Here is a 16,025-nt window from a genome sequence, read left to right on the forward strand (position 1 = left end):
GGCTCCTCCTGAGTGCGCCGGCGGGCCCGCGCATGCGTGTGCGTGCGCGGGCCCGGGCGTGTGTCAGAGACGGGTGTCAGGGGGTGTCAGGGCGGGGCGTCACGCGGTTCTGACACCGGGTTTGCCTAGGGGTTCGGGTGTCAGGCGGGTGTGACGGTGTCAGGTGTCAGGCGGCCGTCAGGGCGGGGACGATGCGCCACCGGCCGGTGGTGTTGGTCGGCTCCAGGCGCCCGTCGAGGGCGGCTTCCTTGAGCCGGGCGGACACCCAGGGACGGGAGAGGTTGTGCTGGTCGCACCAGTCCATGAAGTCCTTCGGCCCGACGACCATCCGGCCTTCGCGCTCGAACTGCTCCAGCGCCTGGGCGAACAGTCGCCTGGCCTCCTCGGGGGACGGCTTGCGCCCGGTCTCATGGCCGAAGATCGGGGCGTCGTCGCCCTGCTCGGCCTCGGGCAGGGCGGCCTCGGGGTCGATGTCCGCGTCCTCCGGGTCCACGAACAGGCCGCCGTGCCCCATCGCGTTCTCCTCTTCGTCGACGGCCTGCAGCGCTGCCGGCTGCGGGGCACCGTCTGGGGTGCGGCCGGTGTAGGCGGTGCCGGCCACGCCGGTCGCGGCGCCCGCGGTGACCGGGTCGGCGGTGGCGCCGTTGCGCTGGGCCCAGGTGGCCAGCAGCTCCATGACCGGCACGGCCCGCTGCGTGAAGCGCCGGGTGCGCCCCGGGGAGGCGTATCGGTCCTCGGGGATGCCGGGGGAGACGACGTAGCAGTAGCCCGGCCTGCGGTTGCCCCAGGCGCCCGGGTGCGCGCCTTGGGCGAGGACCTCGTCGGGGAGGGAGAATCCCTCGTCGCGCGGGTCGCAGCCGAGCGCGATCACGGAGGGCAGCGACGCGCGGGTGCTGGTGGACATCTGGTCGTAGGAGGGACGCTGCAGCGACACGATCAGTGAGACGCCCGCGGAGCGTGCCTCTTGGGCGATGCCGGTGAACGCGTCGTCGCCCAGAGCGCGGAGGGTGTTGGCGGCCTCCTCGAACCAGGTCACCAGGAACGGCATACCGGGGCAGCCGCACGGGCGGCCGTCGGGGCGGCAGGTGTACTCGCGGCTGGTCTGCTCCTGCGCGGCCGCGGGGACCCACTGGCGGTAGCCGTGCGCGCCGAGCCAGCCCGTGCGCGCGGGGATGACGGCCTCGACAGCCGCCACCATGACCTCGGTCGGGGTGCCGCCCTCCGCGGCCCAGTCCAGGCCCGGACGCAGCGGGGCGAAGTCCTGGAATGCCTTGGGGTCGGAGAACCACACCAGCACATCCCGGCGGGAGAGGATCTCCGTGAGCAGGTTCAGGGCGGTGTCGCCCTTGCCGGAGCCGGTGCCGCCGGCGACCAGGATGTGCGTGGAGTTGCGGCCGGCGTCCGGGTCGCCGGGCAGCCAGATCAGCAGCGGGGCGCCGTCGTCGTAGCGGCCGATGACCAGCGGTTCCGCGATCGACCCGCCCAGGTTGGACGGGCCCTGCCACTCGACGACCTCGGACAGCATGTCCTCCGGGACGATCACCAGCTCACCGCGGCGCGCGGAGTCAGGGCTCGGGGTGTACCGCACGGCGGACGTCGGCAGGTCCAGCGCGGACGCGAGCCGGGCCAGGCTCTTGGTGACGTCCTCGTTGGTCTGCTCCCCGGGCTCCAGCGCGAGCGGCGCGGTGACCCGGTTCGGCTCCACCTTCGCGGCCCCGATCTGCGCCCGGGCCAGGCCGACCTTCTCCAGCAGACCCTTGTCCCCGCCCGTGCCGGCGACGGCCTCGGGGGTGTGGCGCATGAGCATGCGCACGTTCCAAGACAGGGCGAGCGCCGGGCCGCCCATCAGGTACAGGTCGTCGAGCGGGCCCGCGGTGGGTCCGGCGAGGGCGGCGGCGGTCAGCCACGCGGACCCGGCGGCCACCGTGATCGCGGAGTGCAGGCGCCGCTGCTGGCTGGTCGACTTCCCCGCCCACCACGTGGCCCCGGTCAGGGCCACGGAGGCGAGGGTGAGCCCGACCCCGGCGGCGGCGCTCTCGCCCCACCGCCAGTGCCCGAGCGCGCCGGCGATGCCGGTGGCGCCCCAGCTCAGCCACGGCGGGATGTGCGGCTTGGCCCGGTGGAGCAGGTACTTGCCCACCCCGCCGGCGTCCGAGCCGCCGCGCAGTTGGTTCTCCAGCAGCCCGGCGAGCTGCTGCTGTGCGTCCATCTCTCGCATCGGTGCTTCCCTCCTACTGCTGGGCCCAGTTCATGACCGGCTGCTGCGGGCGCCGGGCGCGGTGGCGCACCCGGTTGATCTCCTCCTCGAACTCCTGCTGAAAGACCGAGTAGCAGGCGGCGGCATTCTTCGCGGCGTCCCTCAGAGCGTCCGCGGAGCGCTGCATCTTGCGGGCAACCTTCTGCGCGCGGACGCGGGAGCCGAACGCGCGCCCCTGCGGGTCGGGCACGGCGGCGAGCACGCCCTTGAGGATCTCGGCGCCCATCGCCACCTCGATCGAGAGCGTCACCGCGGCGGCCCGCAGGGTGTTGCAGTAGTTGCGGACCTGGGCCGGGGACGTGAACTCCGGTGCTGGCAGCAGCGCTTCGGCGTGCGGACGCTTGCTCCCACCGCCGCTTCCGCTGCCGTGGTTGTTCGTGGTGCGGTTGACGTTGATGTTGATGGGCGGGGCGATGGAGCTGCCCAGTCCGCCGATGAAGCCGCCGGCGGCGGCGCCCGCGTTGGCGAACTTGTTGCTCTTGTCGCCGCCGCTGGGGGTGCTGTTGCGCGTCGTGGTTGCCATCAGAGCGTCTCTCCTCGGGTCAGTGCGTGCGGCGGACGATGAGCCAGGCGCTCTGGGCGGCGATCCAGGTCAGCAGCCACAGCAGCTCCAGCGGCCCGGCGAGCGGACCGAACCCGGCCGCGAGAGCGAGCCAGGCGAGCGCGGCGGTGGCGAGCACGGTCAGGCCGGCCCGCCAGGCGATGACGCTGCCGCGGCCCGGCCGGCGCACCTGTAGGAAGCCGAACCACACCACCGGGGCGACGGCGAGCGGGGCGAGCAGCAGGCCGGACCACCAGGCCAACGCGTGCAGGACCGCGGCCAGCGGCACCGCGAACAGGGCGAGCACGGTCGGGGCGAGGGCGCGGCGCGAGCGCCACAACGCACGGCCCAGGAAGCCGAGCGCCTCGCGAGTCAGGGAGGGACGCTCGGGGACGACGACCACGAACGGCTGGGCGCCGCGGCGGCCACGCTGACGCGGGATGTGGACAGTGTGGACGCCCGCGGCCGTCTTCACGCCGCGGGCACGGGTACGGCTGGACACAGCAAGACTCCTAGGTCAGAGAGGGTTCGGGGCGCTGTGCAGAGTCAGGCCGCGGCCTGCTGATCGGGGTACACACACGGCACGCACGCCCCGAGGGATGTGGGGATGACGTAGCCGGCATCAGTGCGGCACTCAGGGCAGATACGGCGCGCGGCGTTCGCCTTGTCCAGCGCCGTCCGCTTGGCGGGGGTCATCGGCCGGACGGGCTTCGCGTCGTCGACGCGGTAGAGGTAGGCGACTAACGGCGGGCGGCGGCGACGTGGGCGTTCGAGCTGGGCGGCCACGTCCTGACCGCCCGGGCGTAGCCCGCGGGCACGCAGCTGGCGGCGGGTGGCCAGCCCCTCCGGCGCCAGATGCCAGGGGTAGACGGGGACCGTCGCCATCAGCGACTCGCGATGGCCAGCTCAGCGCCGCCCGCGGCCGGGTCGCGGTGTTCGGCGTAGCGGGCGGAGACCCACCCGACCGACCAGCCGCACAGCTCCGCAGCGGCTCGCACGGGCAGTCCGGCTTCGAAGGCAGCCCGCACGGTCGCGCGCGCCCGGTCCTCGGGGAACTTTTCGACGGCGGGGCCGGCGGCCAGTAGGGCGGCGCGTTCACGCTCGGCCCGCTCCTCGCGCTCGGCCCGTTCACGGCGTTCACGCTCGATGCGCTCCGCCCGCTCCCGCTCACGCTGCTCGGCTTGCGCCCGCTCGGCGCGTTCACGCTCCAGCCGCAGCCGTTCACGCTCGCGCTCACGGCGTTCACGCTCTTCCCGCTCGGCACGCTCGCGAGCCTCCTCCCGCTCGCGCTCCTCGCGGCGAGCACGCTCCTCGCGCTCGGCCTGCTCGCGGGCGAGACGCGCTTCGTGCTCACGCTGTTCACGCGCCAGCGCTGCCGCGTGCTCGCGCTCCTCCCGCGCCATCCGCACGGCCGCGTCGCGCTCTTCCCGAGCGGCTTGCCGCCGTGCCTCCCGCTCCGTCTGCTGTCGTGCCTCCAGCGCGGTCACGGCGGCGGCGATCGAGCGCCGGTAGGCAAGCCCGGTCTCGGCCGTGACGATGAGCAGCAGCGGCGCGACCGCGTGCACGGCCACGCCCACCATGTCCCTGTTCAGCGCGGAGTCAGCGACGTTCAAGGCCAACGTCATGCAACCGGTCATCCAGCGCAGAACGACCGGCCACCGGCCACCGCGCCCACCCAACCGGGCCAACACGGCATCCAGCCGGACAACGATCACGACGGCCGCGTCGACCACCAGCGGCAGGATCGGCGCCGTCCAGTCCCACTCATCCGGCGTGTGCTCCGCCGCGAGCGGAGTCACCGTGAGGATCGAGTAGAGCATCGCGCCCGCCACGATCAGCCACGTACCAACCGACAGAGCGCGCTCGGCTGAACGGATCTGCTCGGTGTTCACGCGCCCACCCCCGTCCATGAACGCACCCGAGTAGCGGCGATCAGCACCACCGGCGAGGACGGGTCGTCGGGAATCTTGCTGTCCTCGACCCACCGCCACTCGGCGCCCGGCACCGGCTCGAAGCCCAGCACGCTCAGCGCGTGCACGCGCTCCGTGAACGTCGGTACCGGGTCCTGCCGGTCGAAGCTGAACTCCGGCCACGGCGCCGCACCCGCATTCACCAGCACCACGTACAGGCGCCACCGCCCCTTGTACACGGACATCTGCGCCGTGAACTCCGCCGCCATCAGGCCACCTCCGGCGCGTCGGCGCCGCTCCGGTTCGTCAGGTCCCGGCGCGCGGCCAGCACCTTGCGCCGGGCCCGGCGCAGCCGGCGCGTGTCCAGCTCCGTCACCGGCCGGTCCAGAAGGCTGATCCGAACGTCCAGCTCCTCGACCTCCGCCCGGATGAGCGGCATCTCGGCGTCGATCGCGGTCAGCTCCGCGTCCGTCGGTCCGCGTTCCAGATCGCTCACGTCGACGGTGGACAGCGGGTGAAGGGGGAGAATCTTCATGGGTCGTGTTCCTCTCGAAGGGTGGAACGGCCCGAACCGCGGCTCCCGGGTGGCACCCCGGGAGCCGCTTGCCGTTGAAGCCAAGGAATGCGCGGCTCCCCACACCCCGCCCGTACGGCCGGCCGCACCGAGTGCGAGACCGGACGGGCGAGGGAGGCAACCGGCCGCAGCGCTAGCCGCTGCGACGGGAGGAAGAGAGTGGACCGGACCTACTGGCGCTCGCCGACCGGTCCATTACGGCGGCGCACAAAACCTTCGTCGGCGAATTGAGATGCTCCTCAGTCGAAATCAGCAGGGATGAATCACTGCAAGGGGGACCACGTCCCCACCCTCCGGCCGTTGCTCGCGGTCACCGGGCCACCTCGCCAGTCGGGCCGAAGCCCTGTCCTCTGGCCTTATTGGGCGGTCTTGCAGCGTGTCCGCCCCTGCCGAATGAGCCGTTGCAGCTCGCTCGGTGCACACCTGCGATCGGCCGTGAGGCCACAATCTGGTGCGCACCAGTAGAGTGCATCTGGTGCGCACCAGAGTCAAGGTGGTTCGCCGATTCGAGTGGCGATCGCCTTGCCGCGGTGCATCTCTAGGAGACCGTTCGGGGGAGGGCGTTCGGTAGCCAACAGGCCTTAACTCCCGTCCGGTTAACCCCTGTTGACCTGCACTAATGTGCGGCATGCTGAGATCGTCAGTGACGGGAACGATCGCCGGACGGTGGCCTGTGAGTGCAGGACTTCGAGGAACGCGAACGGCGCGAGGCTGGTCTCAAGAGCGGCTGGTTCGCGAGATCGAGCAATACGCCCGACGCCACATCACCGATGTCGCGTCCACAGCGAGTTTGCGGGTGTACGTGTCCGAATGGGAGAACGGCAAGCGCAAGATCTCAGACCACTACGCGGCGATTCTGCGGCAGCTCCTCGGAGTTACGGATGCGGAGCTGAGGGGCACGCCTGCGGTCGCTGCGATGGCCGTGACGGACGGATACGACGACCTTCTCAATAGGATCGATTCGGCCAGTAGCGTCAGTGAGTCCATGGTGAAGGCGTTCAACGACCAAACCGAACTGCTCCGCACCATGGACCGTCAGTTGGGCGCCGCCCACCTGATTGACCAGATGACGGGTCATCTGTCGGCACTCGAAGACGCGCTGAACTTCGCCGTCCTGCCCAACGCTCGTCGGCCGGTGGCGCTCGCGCTCGCTGGTGCGTCGACCCTGGCAGCCTGGCAGGCCATCGACGCCGGCGCGGTCGAGCGCGCATGGCGGCACTACGAACTCGCGAAGCGGGCCGCGCGCGACGCAGAGGCGCCGATGTACCTAGCGCACGCCATGGGTGAGCAGGCATACGTGCTGTGCGAGGCTGGTCGACCAGCGCTGGGCTTGGAATTGATCCGGGACGCGCAGAGGGTGCTAGGCCGAGATGGCTCGCCGCGGCTCTGGGCATGGCTCTATGCCGCTGAGGCAGAGCTCTGCGCTCACGCCGGCCTGGCGGACGAGTCCAGGCAGGCACTGGACGCTGCGATGGACAAGATTCCCCCGGGCCCGGAGGATCGGGACCCGGACATGCTGAGCATCTTTCTTAACGGTGCCCATCTGACCCGCTGGCGCGGCAACGTGCTCAGCCTGCTCGGTGACGACGACGCGGTGACCGACTTGTACAGCGCTCTGGAACTAGCGGACCCGACCTTCGTCCGGGCCCGGGCGGGGATGCACGCGGACCTGGCCCACGCGCATCTCACCCGAGCGGAGTACGACGACGCTCACGCCCACCTGCGGCAGGCGCGGTTACTGGCGAGCCGCACTGGTTCGGTGCGGCAGCGCCGTCGCATCGACCTCCTCAACGCCCGGCTGTGACTCCCTGCCCGCGCCGGCTCGCCAGGATGTGCAGCAAGGCAACAAGGGTGCCTGACCCCATGAGCTCACCCCGAGACATAAGCCCAGGCACATCGGCAAGGGGAACCCACTCGATGTGCCCAGCTTCCTCAAGATCCGTGGGCTCACCGATCTTCTCGGCGCCGTGGCCTACGAAGATTTCGTGGGGCGAGTCGACCATGCCCACCATCGGCTGGTAGGTCACAACGTGCTCCAGTGATTTCGGCCGCCAGCCAGTTTCCTCGACGACTTCGCGCATGGCGGTGTCCGCCGGGTCTTCACCCTGATCCACGATGCCGCCGGGGAGCTCCCAGCCGAACTGCTTGGGGACGAACCGATACCGCCACATCATGAGGACGCGGTCCTGGTCATCCAGGACGGCAGCCACGGCTACGTGGTGCAGCTTCACGACATGGTGCTCGAACGGCTCCATGCCCGGGGGCTGCACATCCCACATCTGCAGTTTGACCCACCTGTTGTCGTAGAGGTCGCGCTCACCATGGATGCGCCATGGCTCCAGCCCCTCCGGCGGCTCGACGCTGACGGCGCGCGGCACCCGGTAGGCGCTTCGGCCTCGGACCTCCAACGCCCCCTCAGCCACGAGACGCGCGAGTACCTGTCGAAGCGCCGTCCGTCCGATGCCCAGTTCTTCAACCAGCGCACGCTCTGAAGGGAACTTATTACCGGCGGTGTACTCGCCGGCGGCGAGCCGCGCGCGAAGCGTCTCGTAGACCTTGCTCGTCTTTGGTCCCATCCGTCGGAGCACTCTCCGTTCAGCAGTGTGGTGCGTACCAGCGTAGCCGGGGTGAGCCACGCAGGAGCGGGGTCATGCGCCAAGCAGCAGCATCCTGCCCCGCTCTCCTGAACTGCCGACTGCAAGCAGATGCGGCTTCTCGTACAGGAGACGAAGACATTGGATGGAAATGTCAACGGCGCGCATCATTTGGTCTACTGAGTCTCTAGGGCTCGGCTCCTTAGCCCCATGCACAAGCTTGCTTCGAGTGCCATACATAGCTTTGACTTCGTCGAACAGCTTCTTTCGCGCTGCTGGGTCGCTCGGTTCCATCAGGTGCGCAATCGCCCCTGACACACGGAAGCTTACCTCTCCTTCTCCTGTGCCGAACATATTTTCCCAGCAAATCACTGCATCGATGAAACTGTCCAACGGATCAAGCCGTCGTGAAACAGCGGAGAGTAGCCGACGCATTGTCATGTCTAGGCTTAGCGGGTGCTCCGCAACCTTTGAGGCCCAGAATTCGATGGACGCTGCTGATTCACGGTCGACGGGAGTCGTTCCGAAGGTAGAAACGGGGTACTTATAAGGGCTCATTCCAGCGCTCATGCCGAGAGTGGCCGGATTGTGAACCGCGGTTGCCATTTCCACAGGGGCAATGTACTGGCCAGGTGCCGAAGCGAGGAGCATCGTGAGACAGGCGAGGTCAATAGTTCTTCGGAACTCTCGCGAGAACTTTTCGAACCGCGGTCGGTTCTGTTCAAATCGGCGCATGAAAGAGTCATCGTCGGCCTGGATCGGGTTGAAGGGTGACACGCTAAGCAACTGAAGATTTACCTCAACCTCCAGCACGGCCACCACGTTCTCGGCACCCATCAACAATTCGATGTCGCGCACTGTAGGCAGTCGTAGCAAACCGCCTTTGAATTCCAGCCTGTCGACGCCAACCAGTTCTAGGGATGCTAGGCCAATTAGTGCAGGCACTTTGGTCGCCTTTTTACTGGCAAGGCTGCGTACGTGCCGGAGAGCCCGGCGCACTCCATCAAAATAATCATCGATGGTCGATGTCTCTGCGAGCTTGATGGCGCCGCTACGCAGAAGGGCTGCTGGGAGCATCCCCAATTGCATCGTGCCACTTGTACCATTGGACCATACAGCGGTGGACTGAATCTCCATTCCGTCCCCCTCGTAGGTGCTTGCCTCCGGCGCCTCCGGAAACAGCCTACTGAGAGTGGGGTCTAGCAGGATCTGCTTGGCGATTTCTTGGGATTGTGGGTGGCCGTAGAAAAGTGGCGAAGGTGCGTGAACGTTAGGCCTCGGTGCAGGCGGAAGCAAGAATTGGGGATAGGCTTCCACTGCAAGGGCAAGAAGCGCGTTCTCCACGGCATCGTCAGATCGCGACTGGGCCAAGTCGCCACCACAATGTGTACGCCACAGATTAGCCAAGCTGGCGCCAAGTTGAGAGGAGTACCCTACTCTTTGCGAAACGTGCAGATGAGTAATGAAAGGGTCTTGGTGCGCTTGGGCCTCAAGCACGATGTGCTGCATCGCGCTGAGAACTTCCTGTTGTTTGTCACTGAGCTTGATCGTAGGTGAGAACTCGTTTGGAGCGAGGTTGAGGCAATGTTCGATGAACGGACCACCGAAGTGTTTTACGATTTCGTCCATCGACGCATTATAGAGCGGATATTGCATGAGGACCTCCTCAAGCGCACAGACTTCTGATCTGCGGCGCGCTCGAGGGCGTGGGCGCTTAGACATGGCTGCACCCCTGCGCGTAACACCCTGTGAGTCGGGAATTTGGCGCAGTGGGCGGTCCTGCCCCTTTTTATGGCGAGTGCCCGAGTTACCACCCAGAGCTCTGCCGGCCGTCAGACGTGCAACAACTTCGCGCAAGTCTGTCATCAATTGCAGCAAATCGACTTTTGACTTGCAAAGAAATCCGAACCGAACTTTTTATCGAAGTTTCGATGCTGACGCCTTGGGGCGAGCATCGATGAAGACTGGCTCGATGTCTACACCGTGTGCTCGTGACGTGGCCTTCGCGAGATCCTTTACCTGCTGACGAAAAAGGGGATCGAAATGCTTATCTTCGAAGCAGATGCACACAAAAAAGGCGCATTTCAGCTCCTCGGATTGCAGGTATTGCACGGTCTGCTTAGTCAGTCCATGCCAAAAGCCCGAATTGCTCGCCAGCTTCATTTCGATAAGCGCGCGAGCTTCCCAGTTTTGTACGAACTTGAAGTCGACGGGCCCTCGACCTGCGTTTGCCTCGGAGGTGAGGTCGATCTTGTGTGCTCGGCAATAGTGGGATGCGGCAAATCGGAACAGTGACTGGCAGGCGCTTTCAGGGCGGAACTTGGTTTTGTCCCAGAGTAGTCTCCAACCGTCCGACTGCTCGATCCCATGGGCGTACGCCGCGATCAATGCGGCGATAAATTCACGGAATTCGTCAGGTGTTGAAGGTGTGAATGATAGGGGATTCTCTGTGGCGAGGGACTTACCTAGCTCGTAGGTCTTCGTCCTTAGTAGCGGGTCATTTTCGATATCATAGGGCTTCTTCTCGTCTGTCTCGCGCTCGCGCATGTATGCCTTGACGAGTTCTGGATTTTCTCTCGCCATACGGGCCTTCATCGCGGCCGGTACTCGCCATGCCAAGTCGAAGTTGAAATTAGCGCGAAGCGTTTCCGAGTCCTGCCGCCATGCCCAGTCCCAGAAGTCGTCGGCGCCGATGGTCAGCATCTCTCGGAGAAATCGTGCTGGCGTCAGCAGGATCGCCGACCCTGTATAGGGGTTGCGCGGAAGTTCGACGAACTCATCACGCCACTTAGCGTTCCGGTCGTCCCAGGATGAATGGCGCACACGAATTCGCTCGGTTGGTACTGAGTGACGCCTTGCTACTTCCTGAGTGTACGTTACGAAGTGCTTCTTCAGCACGTTGCACACCATGTCGCTAATGCGATCGAGGCCCATTCCTTCCTGGAACAGAACCAGCTCTTCGATGTGTTCAACAGCTTCGATGTCGTGCCGCACCGCCACTTGGGCACTCGCTAGCATCGGGCGTTGTAGGCCTTTGCCTGAGCCTGATCCCTTCGGGCTCCCCTCCGTGACTCCCAAGCAAAACTCATCCGGCTCCGGGAAGAGAAGCAGAGACTTGGCCTTGGCCCAAGACGGAGTTTTCTCATCGCCTTTAGCGGCCTTGACCATCTTCAAGACCATGACGAAGAAATCGATCATGTCGTCATGTGCCCGCGCCCAGAACTCGTTGGCGTCGTCATAAATGAGAAAGGGGTCGACACATAGGTTGGTGTCGGCCAGCAGGAGCGGATCGAACCAGTCGTCCTCCGCCGTGCGAGTTACGTCAAAGGTCTCGCTGAAGCGCACTGGCCCTCCCCCAGGTCTGCCTCCCCATGCCGATCGATCATCGCACAGGAGTTACACAAAGTCAGCGGCGCGTCGCAAGACGCAAGGATGGGGCAGCAGAGCCGATCTTGGCCACGGTCGAACGTCCTGGTTAAGCCGCCGCGGGAGTGCTCCAGCTCGCGTTCTAGCGGTCTGTGTTGCGAGGCGATCCGGCGGCATCGCTCCGAAGCTGCCTCTCCGTACCACGCTCTGTAGGTAAGAGGCGGTGTCCGGACGTCCGTGGAAGGTGCATAGCCGAAGCGTTGACGGCGGTGGCTGGGCGGGCGCTGTGGACGTCACGCGGACGAACAACCGGCCCTCATGCATGCAGCGATGAGTATGAGCAGGTGAGGGCGCCTCCGAGACTCACGTCCTGTGGGGACTGTAAATCTGCCGGCTCAGCCTTCCCAGGTTCGAATCCTGGCGCCGCCACACGGAACAAGGGGTCCGTGATCTGCTTACGCAGCAGGTCGCGGGCCCCTTGTCGTTGTGCCGGCGGGGTGTCAGTCGCAGGTGGGGCGCAGGGCCAGCAGGGCGATGTCGTCGGTGGTGTCGGCGCCGAACTTGAGGACCAGCTCGTCGCAGAAGACGTCGATCGGGGTACGCGCGTGTGCGGCGGTGTGCCGGCGCAGGCGGGTCATCGCGTCGTCGAGGGACTCGCCCCGGCGTTCGATGAGGCCGTCGGTGAAGAGCAGCAGGGTGGAGCCGGGCGGCAGCGGGTCGCAGGCGGAGTGCCGGGGCAGCTCGGGGTCCATGCCGAGGAGCAGGCCCTGGCCGTCCTCCAGGTAGCGGGTCTCGCCCTCCCCCGTGGTCAGCAGCGGCGGCAGATGCCCGGCGGAGGAGTGGTGCAGCGCCCATGGCCCGCCCTCGTCGCCCTTGATCACGCCGTAGACGCAGGTGGCCGTGGCGTGCGGGCTGAGGGTGTGGTTCACGCGGTCCAGGCGGCGCAGGACGTCTCCCGGTGGCTCCTGGCTGTCGACGGCCAGGCCGCGCAGCATGTTGCGCAGCGCGCTCATGGCGACGGCGGCCTGCAGATCGTGGCCCGACACGTCCCCGATGACCAGCGCGGTGTCGCCGCTGGGCATGACGAAGGCGTCGTACCAGTCCCCGCCGACCTCGGCCGTCGTACTGGAGGGCACGTAGCGGGCCACCAGCTGCAGATCGTCGTTCCGGGGCGGTTCGGGCAGCAGGGCGCGCTGCAGGTGCTCGGCGGTGGACCGGGTGTGCTGGTGCAGACGGGCGCTGTCCACCCCGAGCGAGATGCCGCGGACCAGCTCCGCGATCGGCGGGATGTCCTCCTTGGTGAACGGGTGCTCGTCCTGGACGCGCACCACCGTCAGGGCGCCCAGGACCTCCCGATGGGCCCGCAGCGGAGCGATGACGGCGCTGTCCCCGCCCAAACGCTCCACCAGCGCCAGCTGCCGCGCGTCCAGGGGGCTGCGCGCGTGGCCGACCGGCGGGACGTCGGTGATCAGCAGCGGGCCGGCCCCGCGCAGCACCCGGGGCAGGGAACCCTCCGTGCTCTCGGTCACCCCGGGAAGCCTGCCGAGGTGCTCCTCGCCCACCCGCACCCGGGGATCGCGGTGCACGACACAGACCCGCTGCACCTGCCCGTGCTCGTCGAGAACATCCACCGCGCACCAGTCGGCCAGCCATTTGGTCAGAACGTGGCAGACCTGCCGCAGGCCCTCCTCCAGACCGACCGTGCTGGTCATCGCCCTGCCGGTGTCGGCGAACAGGGACAGCCACTCCGGTGCGGCCCCGTCGTAGGTCCCTCTCTTCGCCTTCTTCGTCGTGGCCGGCAGGTGCACCGGGCCCGGCACCGGCCGCGTCTCGCGCCGGCCCTGCGGCAGGTCCGGCGCGAGGGAGGGCGCCGTCCTCGCCTGCAGCTGGGCGACGAACACGGTGCGCCCGTCGATCGCCTCCTGCGTCTGGATGCGCAGCCGGATCGGGATCTGCCGGCCGTCACGATGCAGCGCGGGCACCGGCACCCAGCGGCCCAGGATGCGGGACTCGCCGGTCAGCAGCAGCGAGGCGAAGGCCGCCGTATGCCGTGGCCGCAGGTGTTCGGGCATCAGCGCGGTCAGCCGCTGTCCGATGAGCTCCTGTGCGGGCCAGCCGAGCAGGTGGGCCGCCGGGCCGTTCACCGCGATGATCCGGTTGTCGTCGTCGGCCGCGATGGTCGGCATGCTGCCGGCCTCCACCTCGCTCGCGTCCCAGGGCGCCAGCTCCGTGGGGGTGGAACTCGGAGCGCCGGGGACCAGCGTCCACGCGGTCGGGTGTTCCCCGTTCAGCTGGCCGGCGATCTGGCCGAGCAGCCAGTTCCGGAAGGAACGGATCTGCGGCAGGGCCGGAAGAGTGAGCAGGCTGCCCTGCTGGGCCGCCTCGTCGGCCTCGTCGAGCACCCGGCGCAGCGTGGCCACCGCGGGTGCGGCGTCCCGCGGGAACGCGACGAGCAGGGTCAGCGTCGAACTGTCGGGGTTCTCCTGCTCCACCGCGGCCGTCATCGACGCGCTGATGACATTGCTCATGTCCTGCGCGGCGATCAGGTCCCGCGAGCGTGCGTCGGGCCCTGTGCCGTCCTCGCCGTCGGCCCCCGCGACGAGGAGCAGCTCGCGCAGCAAGCCCTCCCACTGCTGCTGCGCCGCCCAGTACAGGGCGTACGGCACGTCGGTGAGCGTCACGGTCCGCGTCGGGCCGGACGGGGCCACCGTCTCCCACGCGGAGGGCGGCGGGGCGGGCGCCTCGGGCCACAGTTCGAACCACACAGTCTTGCCGTCCGCGCCGCTGTGCGCGCCGTGGTTCGTGGCCAGCTCCTCCACCAGAGTCAGGCCCCTGCCCGTGCAGGCGTAGGTGTGGCATTCGTGCGGCACCAGCCCGCGGTCCGGCCGCTCATCACTGACCCGTACGTGGACCCGGCCCTCGGACACCCACGCCCGGGTCTCGAAGTCGGTACGCGCGTGGATCACCGCGTTGGTCGCCAGCTCGCCGGCCAGCAGCTCGGCGGTGTCGACGAGATCCGGCCGGACGCCGTTCAGCGCCGACCGCACGAACCGCCGGGCCAGCACGACGTTCGCCGGTGCCGGAGACAACCGCCGGGACGGCGCCTCGGGCGGAGTGGGGCTGCCCATACCAGCAGGGTGCCCACAAACACCTGGGCGAACAGTGCGGACGGTGCCTTGACCCCCAGGCCGCCGGCCCACTGTCGCCGCGCACGGGGGCAGAGGCGGGGCCCACCCGCCGCCCCCGGTGCAAGCACTCAGTCGCCCGGCGAGGGCGGTTCCGTCGACGCCTTCTTCACCTCCGCCTCGACCTCGTTGCGCATCCGGCCCTCGTCCTTGGCGAACTCGGTGACCGACGCCTGCACGTCGCGCGCGAGGTCCCGCCAGGCACGCCAGGCAGTCTCGTACGTCGAGGTCTGCTCCTGCGTCCACGGGGCCGCCGTCGGCGCCCCGAAGGCCTCGCGCAGCTCCAGCACGCGCGTGTGCGCCTCATTGGCCGCGCGTTGCATCTCCACGAGCTCGTCGAAAGTGTGTGCCACGTACGGATGCTAAGGAGGCTGCGGAGGTTTTGCGCGCCGAGCGCGGCCGCGTCGCGCGGGACACCGATGTCAGTGGCCGCGGGCACACTGGTGCCATGTCCAGCCGTCGCAGACACTGCCCCGAGTGCCGTCGCGAGATCGCCGTCGTGGCCGGCCGCTTCGCCCGGCACGACCCGCCCGGCGCGCGGGACAGCGGGGCGCTCGTCTCCTGCCCGGGCTCCCGCAGACCGGCGCAACTGGGCGCGGCGCAGCCCTCCTTGGACGGGTACGCCGTCCCGGAGTTCCCCGGGCAGATGCCGCTGTTCTGACGCGGGGCCCGGTCGGCCCTCAGTTGCCCGCCACGGACTTCACCGCCACCGACACCGGTGTCGACCCGCTCACCAGTTCCAGGGTCAGGCCCGCCGTGGCCGGGGTTTCCACCAACTCGGCCAGGACGGCGGCCACGTCGTCGCGCGGGACCATGCCGCGGCCGGTGTGCGCCTCCAGGCGGACCAGGCCGGTGCCGGCGTCGTTCGTCAGCGAACCGGGGCGCAGGATCGTCCAGTCGAGGGCGTCCAGGCCGCGCACATGGTCGTCGGCCTCGCCCTTGGCGCGCAGGTACACGTCGAACACGTCGTCGCCCCGGTGGGCGGCGTCCGCCCCCATCGACGACACGACCACGAAACGGCGTACGCCGGCCCGGACCGCCGCGTTGGCGAACAGCACCGCCGCGCCCTTGTCCACCGAGTCCTTGCGGGCCACGCCGCTGCCCGGGCCGGCGCCGGCCGCGAACACCGCCGCGTCCGCGCCGTGCAGCGCGTCCGCGACCTGCTCCTCGGAGGCCGACTCCAGGTCCAGCAGGAGCGGTTCCGCACCGGCCGTCCGCAGGTCGTCGGCCTGTTCCGGCTTGCGGATCAGTCCCGCGACCTCGTACCCGCGTGCGGCGAGCAGGCGCTCCAGCCGCAGTGCGATCTGACCATGACCACCAGCGATGACGATGCGCATGTCTTCGACCGTACGCCGCGCGGCTTGCGGATGCCTGCGGGTGCCTGCGGCGGCCTGTGCGGGTTGCGCTGTGGTTGCTCGCGTTTGCCTGCGGCGGCCTGTGCGGGTGTGTGGGTGGTTGCTCGCGTTTGCCTGCGGCGGCCTGTGCGGGTGTGTGGGTGGTTGCTCGCCTTTGCCTGCGGCGGCCTGTGCGGGTGCGTCGTGGTTGCTCGCGTTTGCCTGCGGCGGCCTGTGCGGGTGTGTGGGTGGTTGCTCGCCTTT

15 protein-coding genes are annotated in these 16,025 nt (G+C 68.3%); 2 read left to right on the top strand and 13 right to left on the bottom strand.

All coding sequences use genetic code 11. From position 1 onward, the window contains the following. Positions 1–166: 166 nt before the first annotated feature. The 7 genes from traB to C3489_RS31115 are packed head-to-tail and all read right to left on the bottom strand — an operon-like array spanning position 167 to position 5,243. Positions 167–2,218, bottom strand: coding sequence for a plasmid transfer protein TraB (traB, locus tag C3489_RS31085; RefSeq protein WP_258055030.1), 2,052 nt, complete (start codon positions 2,216–2,218; stop codon positions 167–169). A 13-nt stretch (positions 2,219–2,231) separates the two neighbouring features. After that, on the bottom strand, positions 2,232–2,780 hold the full coding sequence (gene traA / locus C3489_RS31090; RefSeq protein ID WP_103785438.1) for a plasmid transfer protein TraA: 549 nt from the start codon (positions 2,778–2,780) through the stop codon (positions 2,232–2,234). Between the two features lie 19 nt (positions 2,781–2,799). After that, on the bottom strand, positions 2,800–3,300 hold the full coding sequence (locus C3489_RS31095) for a hypothetical protein (RefSeq protein ID WP_103785439.1): 501 nt from the start codon (positions 3,298–3,300) through the stop codon (positions 2,800–2,802). A 44-nt stretch (positions 3,301–3,344) separates the two neighbouring features. Next, positions 3,345–3,683, bottom strand: a complete 339-nt coding sequence (locus C3489_RS31100; protein ID WP_103785440.1) for an RRQRL motif-containing zinc-binding protein — start codon at positions 3,681–3,683, stop codon at positions 3,345–3,347. Continuing rightward, a complete protein-coding gene (locus C3489_RS31105; protein WP_103785450.1) occupies positions 3,683–4,690 on the bottom strand; it encodes a DUF2637 domain-containing protein in 1,008 nt (335 codons plus the stop codon). Before C3489_RS31105 ends, C3489_RS31100 begins: the two co-directional genes overlap by 1 nt. Beyond that, positions 4,687–4,977, bottom strand: a complete 291-nt coding sequence (locus C3489_RS31110; RefSeq protein ID WP_103785441.1) for a DUF6303 family protein — start codon at positions 4,975–4,977, stop codon at positions 4,687–4,689. Before C3489_RS31110 ends, C3489_RS31105 begins: the two co-directional genes overlap by 4 nt. Further along, the gene (locus C3489_RS31115) at positions 4,977–5,243 is read right to left on the bottom strand and encodes a DUF6284 family protein (protein ID WP_103785442.1); all 267 of its coding nucleotides are present in this window, start codon (positions 5,241–5,243) and stop codon (positions 4,977–4,979) included. Before C3489_RS31115 ends, C3489_RS31110 begins: the two co-directional genes overlap by 1 nt. 835 nt (positions 5,244–6,078) lie before the next feature. On the opposite strand from C3489_RS31115, the gene C3489_RS31120 reads away from it, so the two are divergent. Beyond that, complete coding sequence (locus C3489_RS31120; protein WP_103785443.1) at positions 6,079–7,086, top strand: regulator; 1,008 nt, start codon at positions 6,079–6,081, stop codon at positions 7,084–7,086. Here the strand turns inward: C3489_RS31120 and C3489_RS31125 are convergent. From C3489_RS31125 to C3489_RS31135, 5 genes are all read right to left on the bottom strand, one after another. Then, complete coding sequence (locus C3489_RS31125) at positions 7,070–7,858, bottom strand: NUDIX domain-containing protein (RefSeq protein ID WP_103785444.1); 789 nt, start codon at positions 7,856–7,858, stop codon at positions 7,070–7,072. The two genes, C3489_RS31120 and C3489_RS31125, sit on opposite strands and share 17 nt — an antisense overlap. A 72-nt stretch (positions 7,859–7,930) precedes the next feature. Then, positions 7,931–9,505, bottom strand: coding sequence for a HEPN domain-containing protein (locus C3489_RS38440; protein ID WP_146075373.1), 1,575 nt, complete (start codon positions 9,503–9,505; stop codon positions 7,931–7,933). 288 nt (positions 9,506–9,793) lie between these two features. Continuing rightward, positions 9,794–11,221 (bottom strand): hypothetical protein, encoded by a 1,428-nt coding sequence (locus C3489_RS38445; RefSeq protein WP_146075374.1) that lies wholly within the window; start codon positions 11,219–11,221, stop codon positions 9,794–9,796. 521 nt (positions 11,222–11,742) lie between these two features. Beyond that, positions 11,743–14,370 carry a SpoIIE family protein phosphatase gene (locus C3489_RS31130; protein ID WP_103785445.1) on the bottom strand — a complete coding sequence of 876 codons (2,628 nt, stop codon included), beginning with the start codon at positions 14,368–14,370 and terminating at the stop codon, positions 11,743–11,745. A 128-nt stretch (positions 14,371–14,498) separates the two neighbouring features. Continuing rightward, positions 14,499–14,780, bottom strand: coding sequence for a hypothetical protein (locus C3489_RS31135; protein WP_103785446.1), 282 nt, complete (start codon positions 14,778–14,780; stop codon positions 14,499–14,501). A 95-nt stretch (positions 14,781–14,875) separates the two neighbouring features. On the opposite strand from C3489_RS31135, the gene C3489_RS31140 reads away from it, so the two are divergent. After that, on the top strand, positions 14,876–15,088 hold the full coding sequence (locus tag C3489_RS31140) for a hypothetical protein (RefSeq protein WP_103785451.1): 213 nt from the start codon (positions 14,876–14,878) through the stop codon (positions 15,086–15,088). 19 nt (positions 15,089–15,107) lie between these two features. Here C3489_RS31140 and C3489_RS31145 read toward each other — a convergent pair whose 3' ends face one another. Continuing rightward, the gene (locus C3489_RS31145; protein WP_103785447.1) at positions 15,108–15,764 is read right to left on the bottom strand and encodes an SDR family oxidoreductase; all 657 of its coding nucleotides are present in this window, start codon (positions 15,762–15,764) and stop codon (positions 15,108–15,110) included. Positions 15,765–16,025: the final 261 nt, after the last annotated feature.

Source organism: Streptomyces sp. Ru71 (assembly GCF_002920535.1).
Classification (GTDB): domain Bacteria; phylum Actinomycetota; class Actinomycetes; order Streptomycetales; family Streptomycetaceae; genus Streptomyces.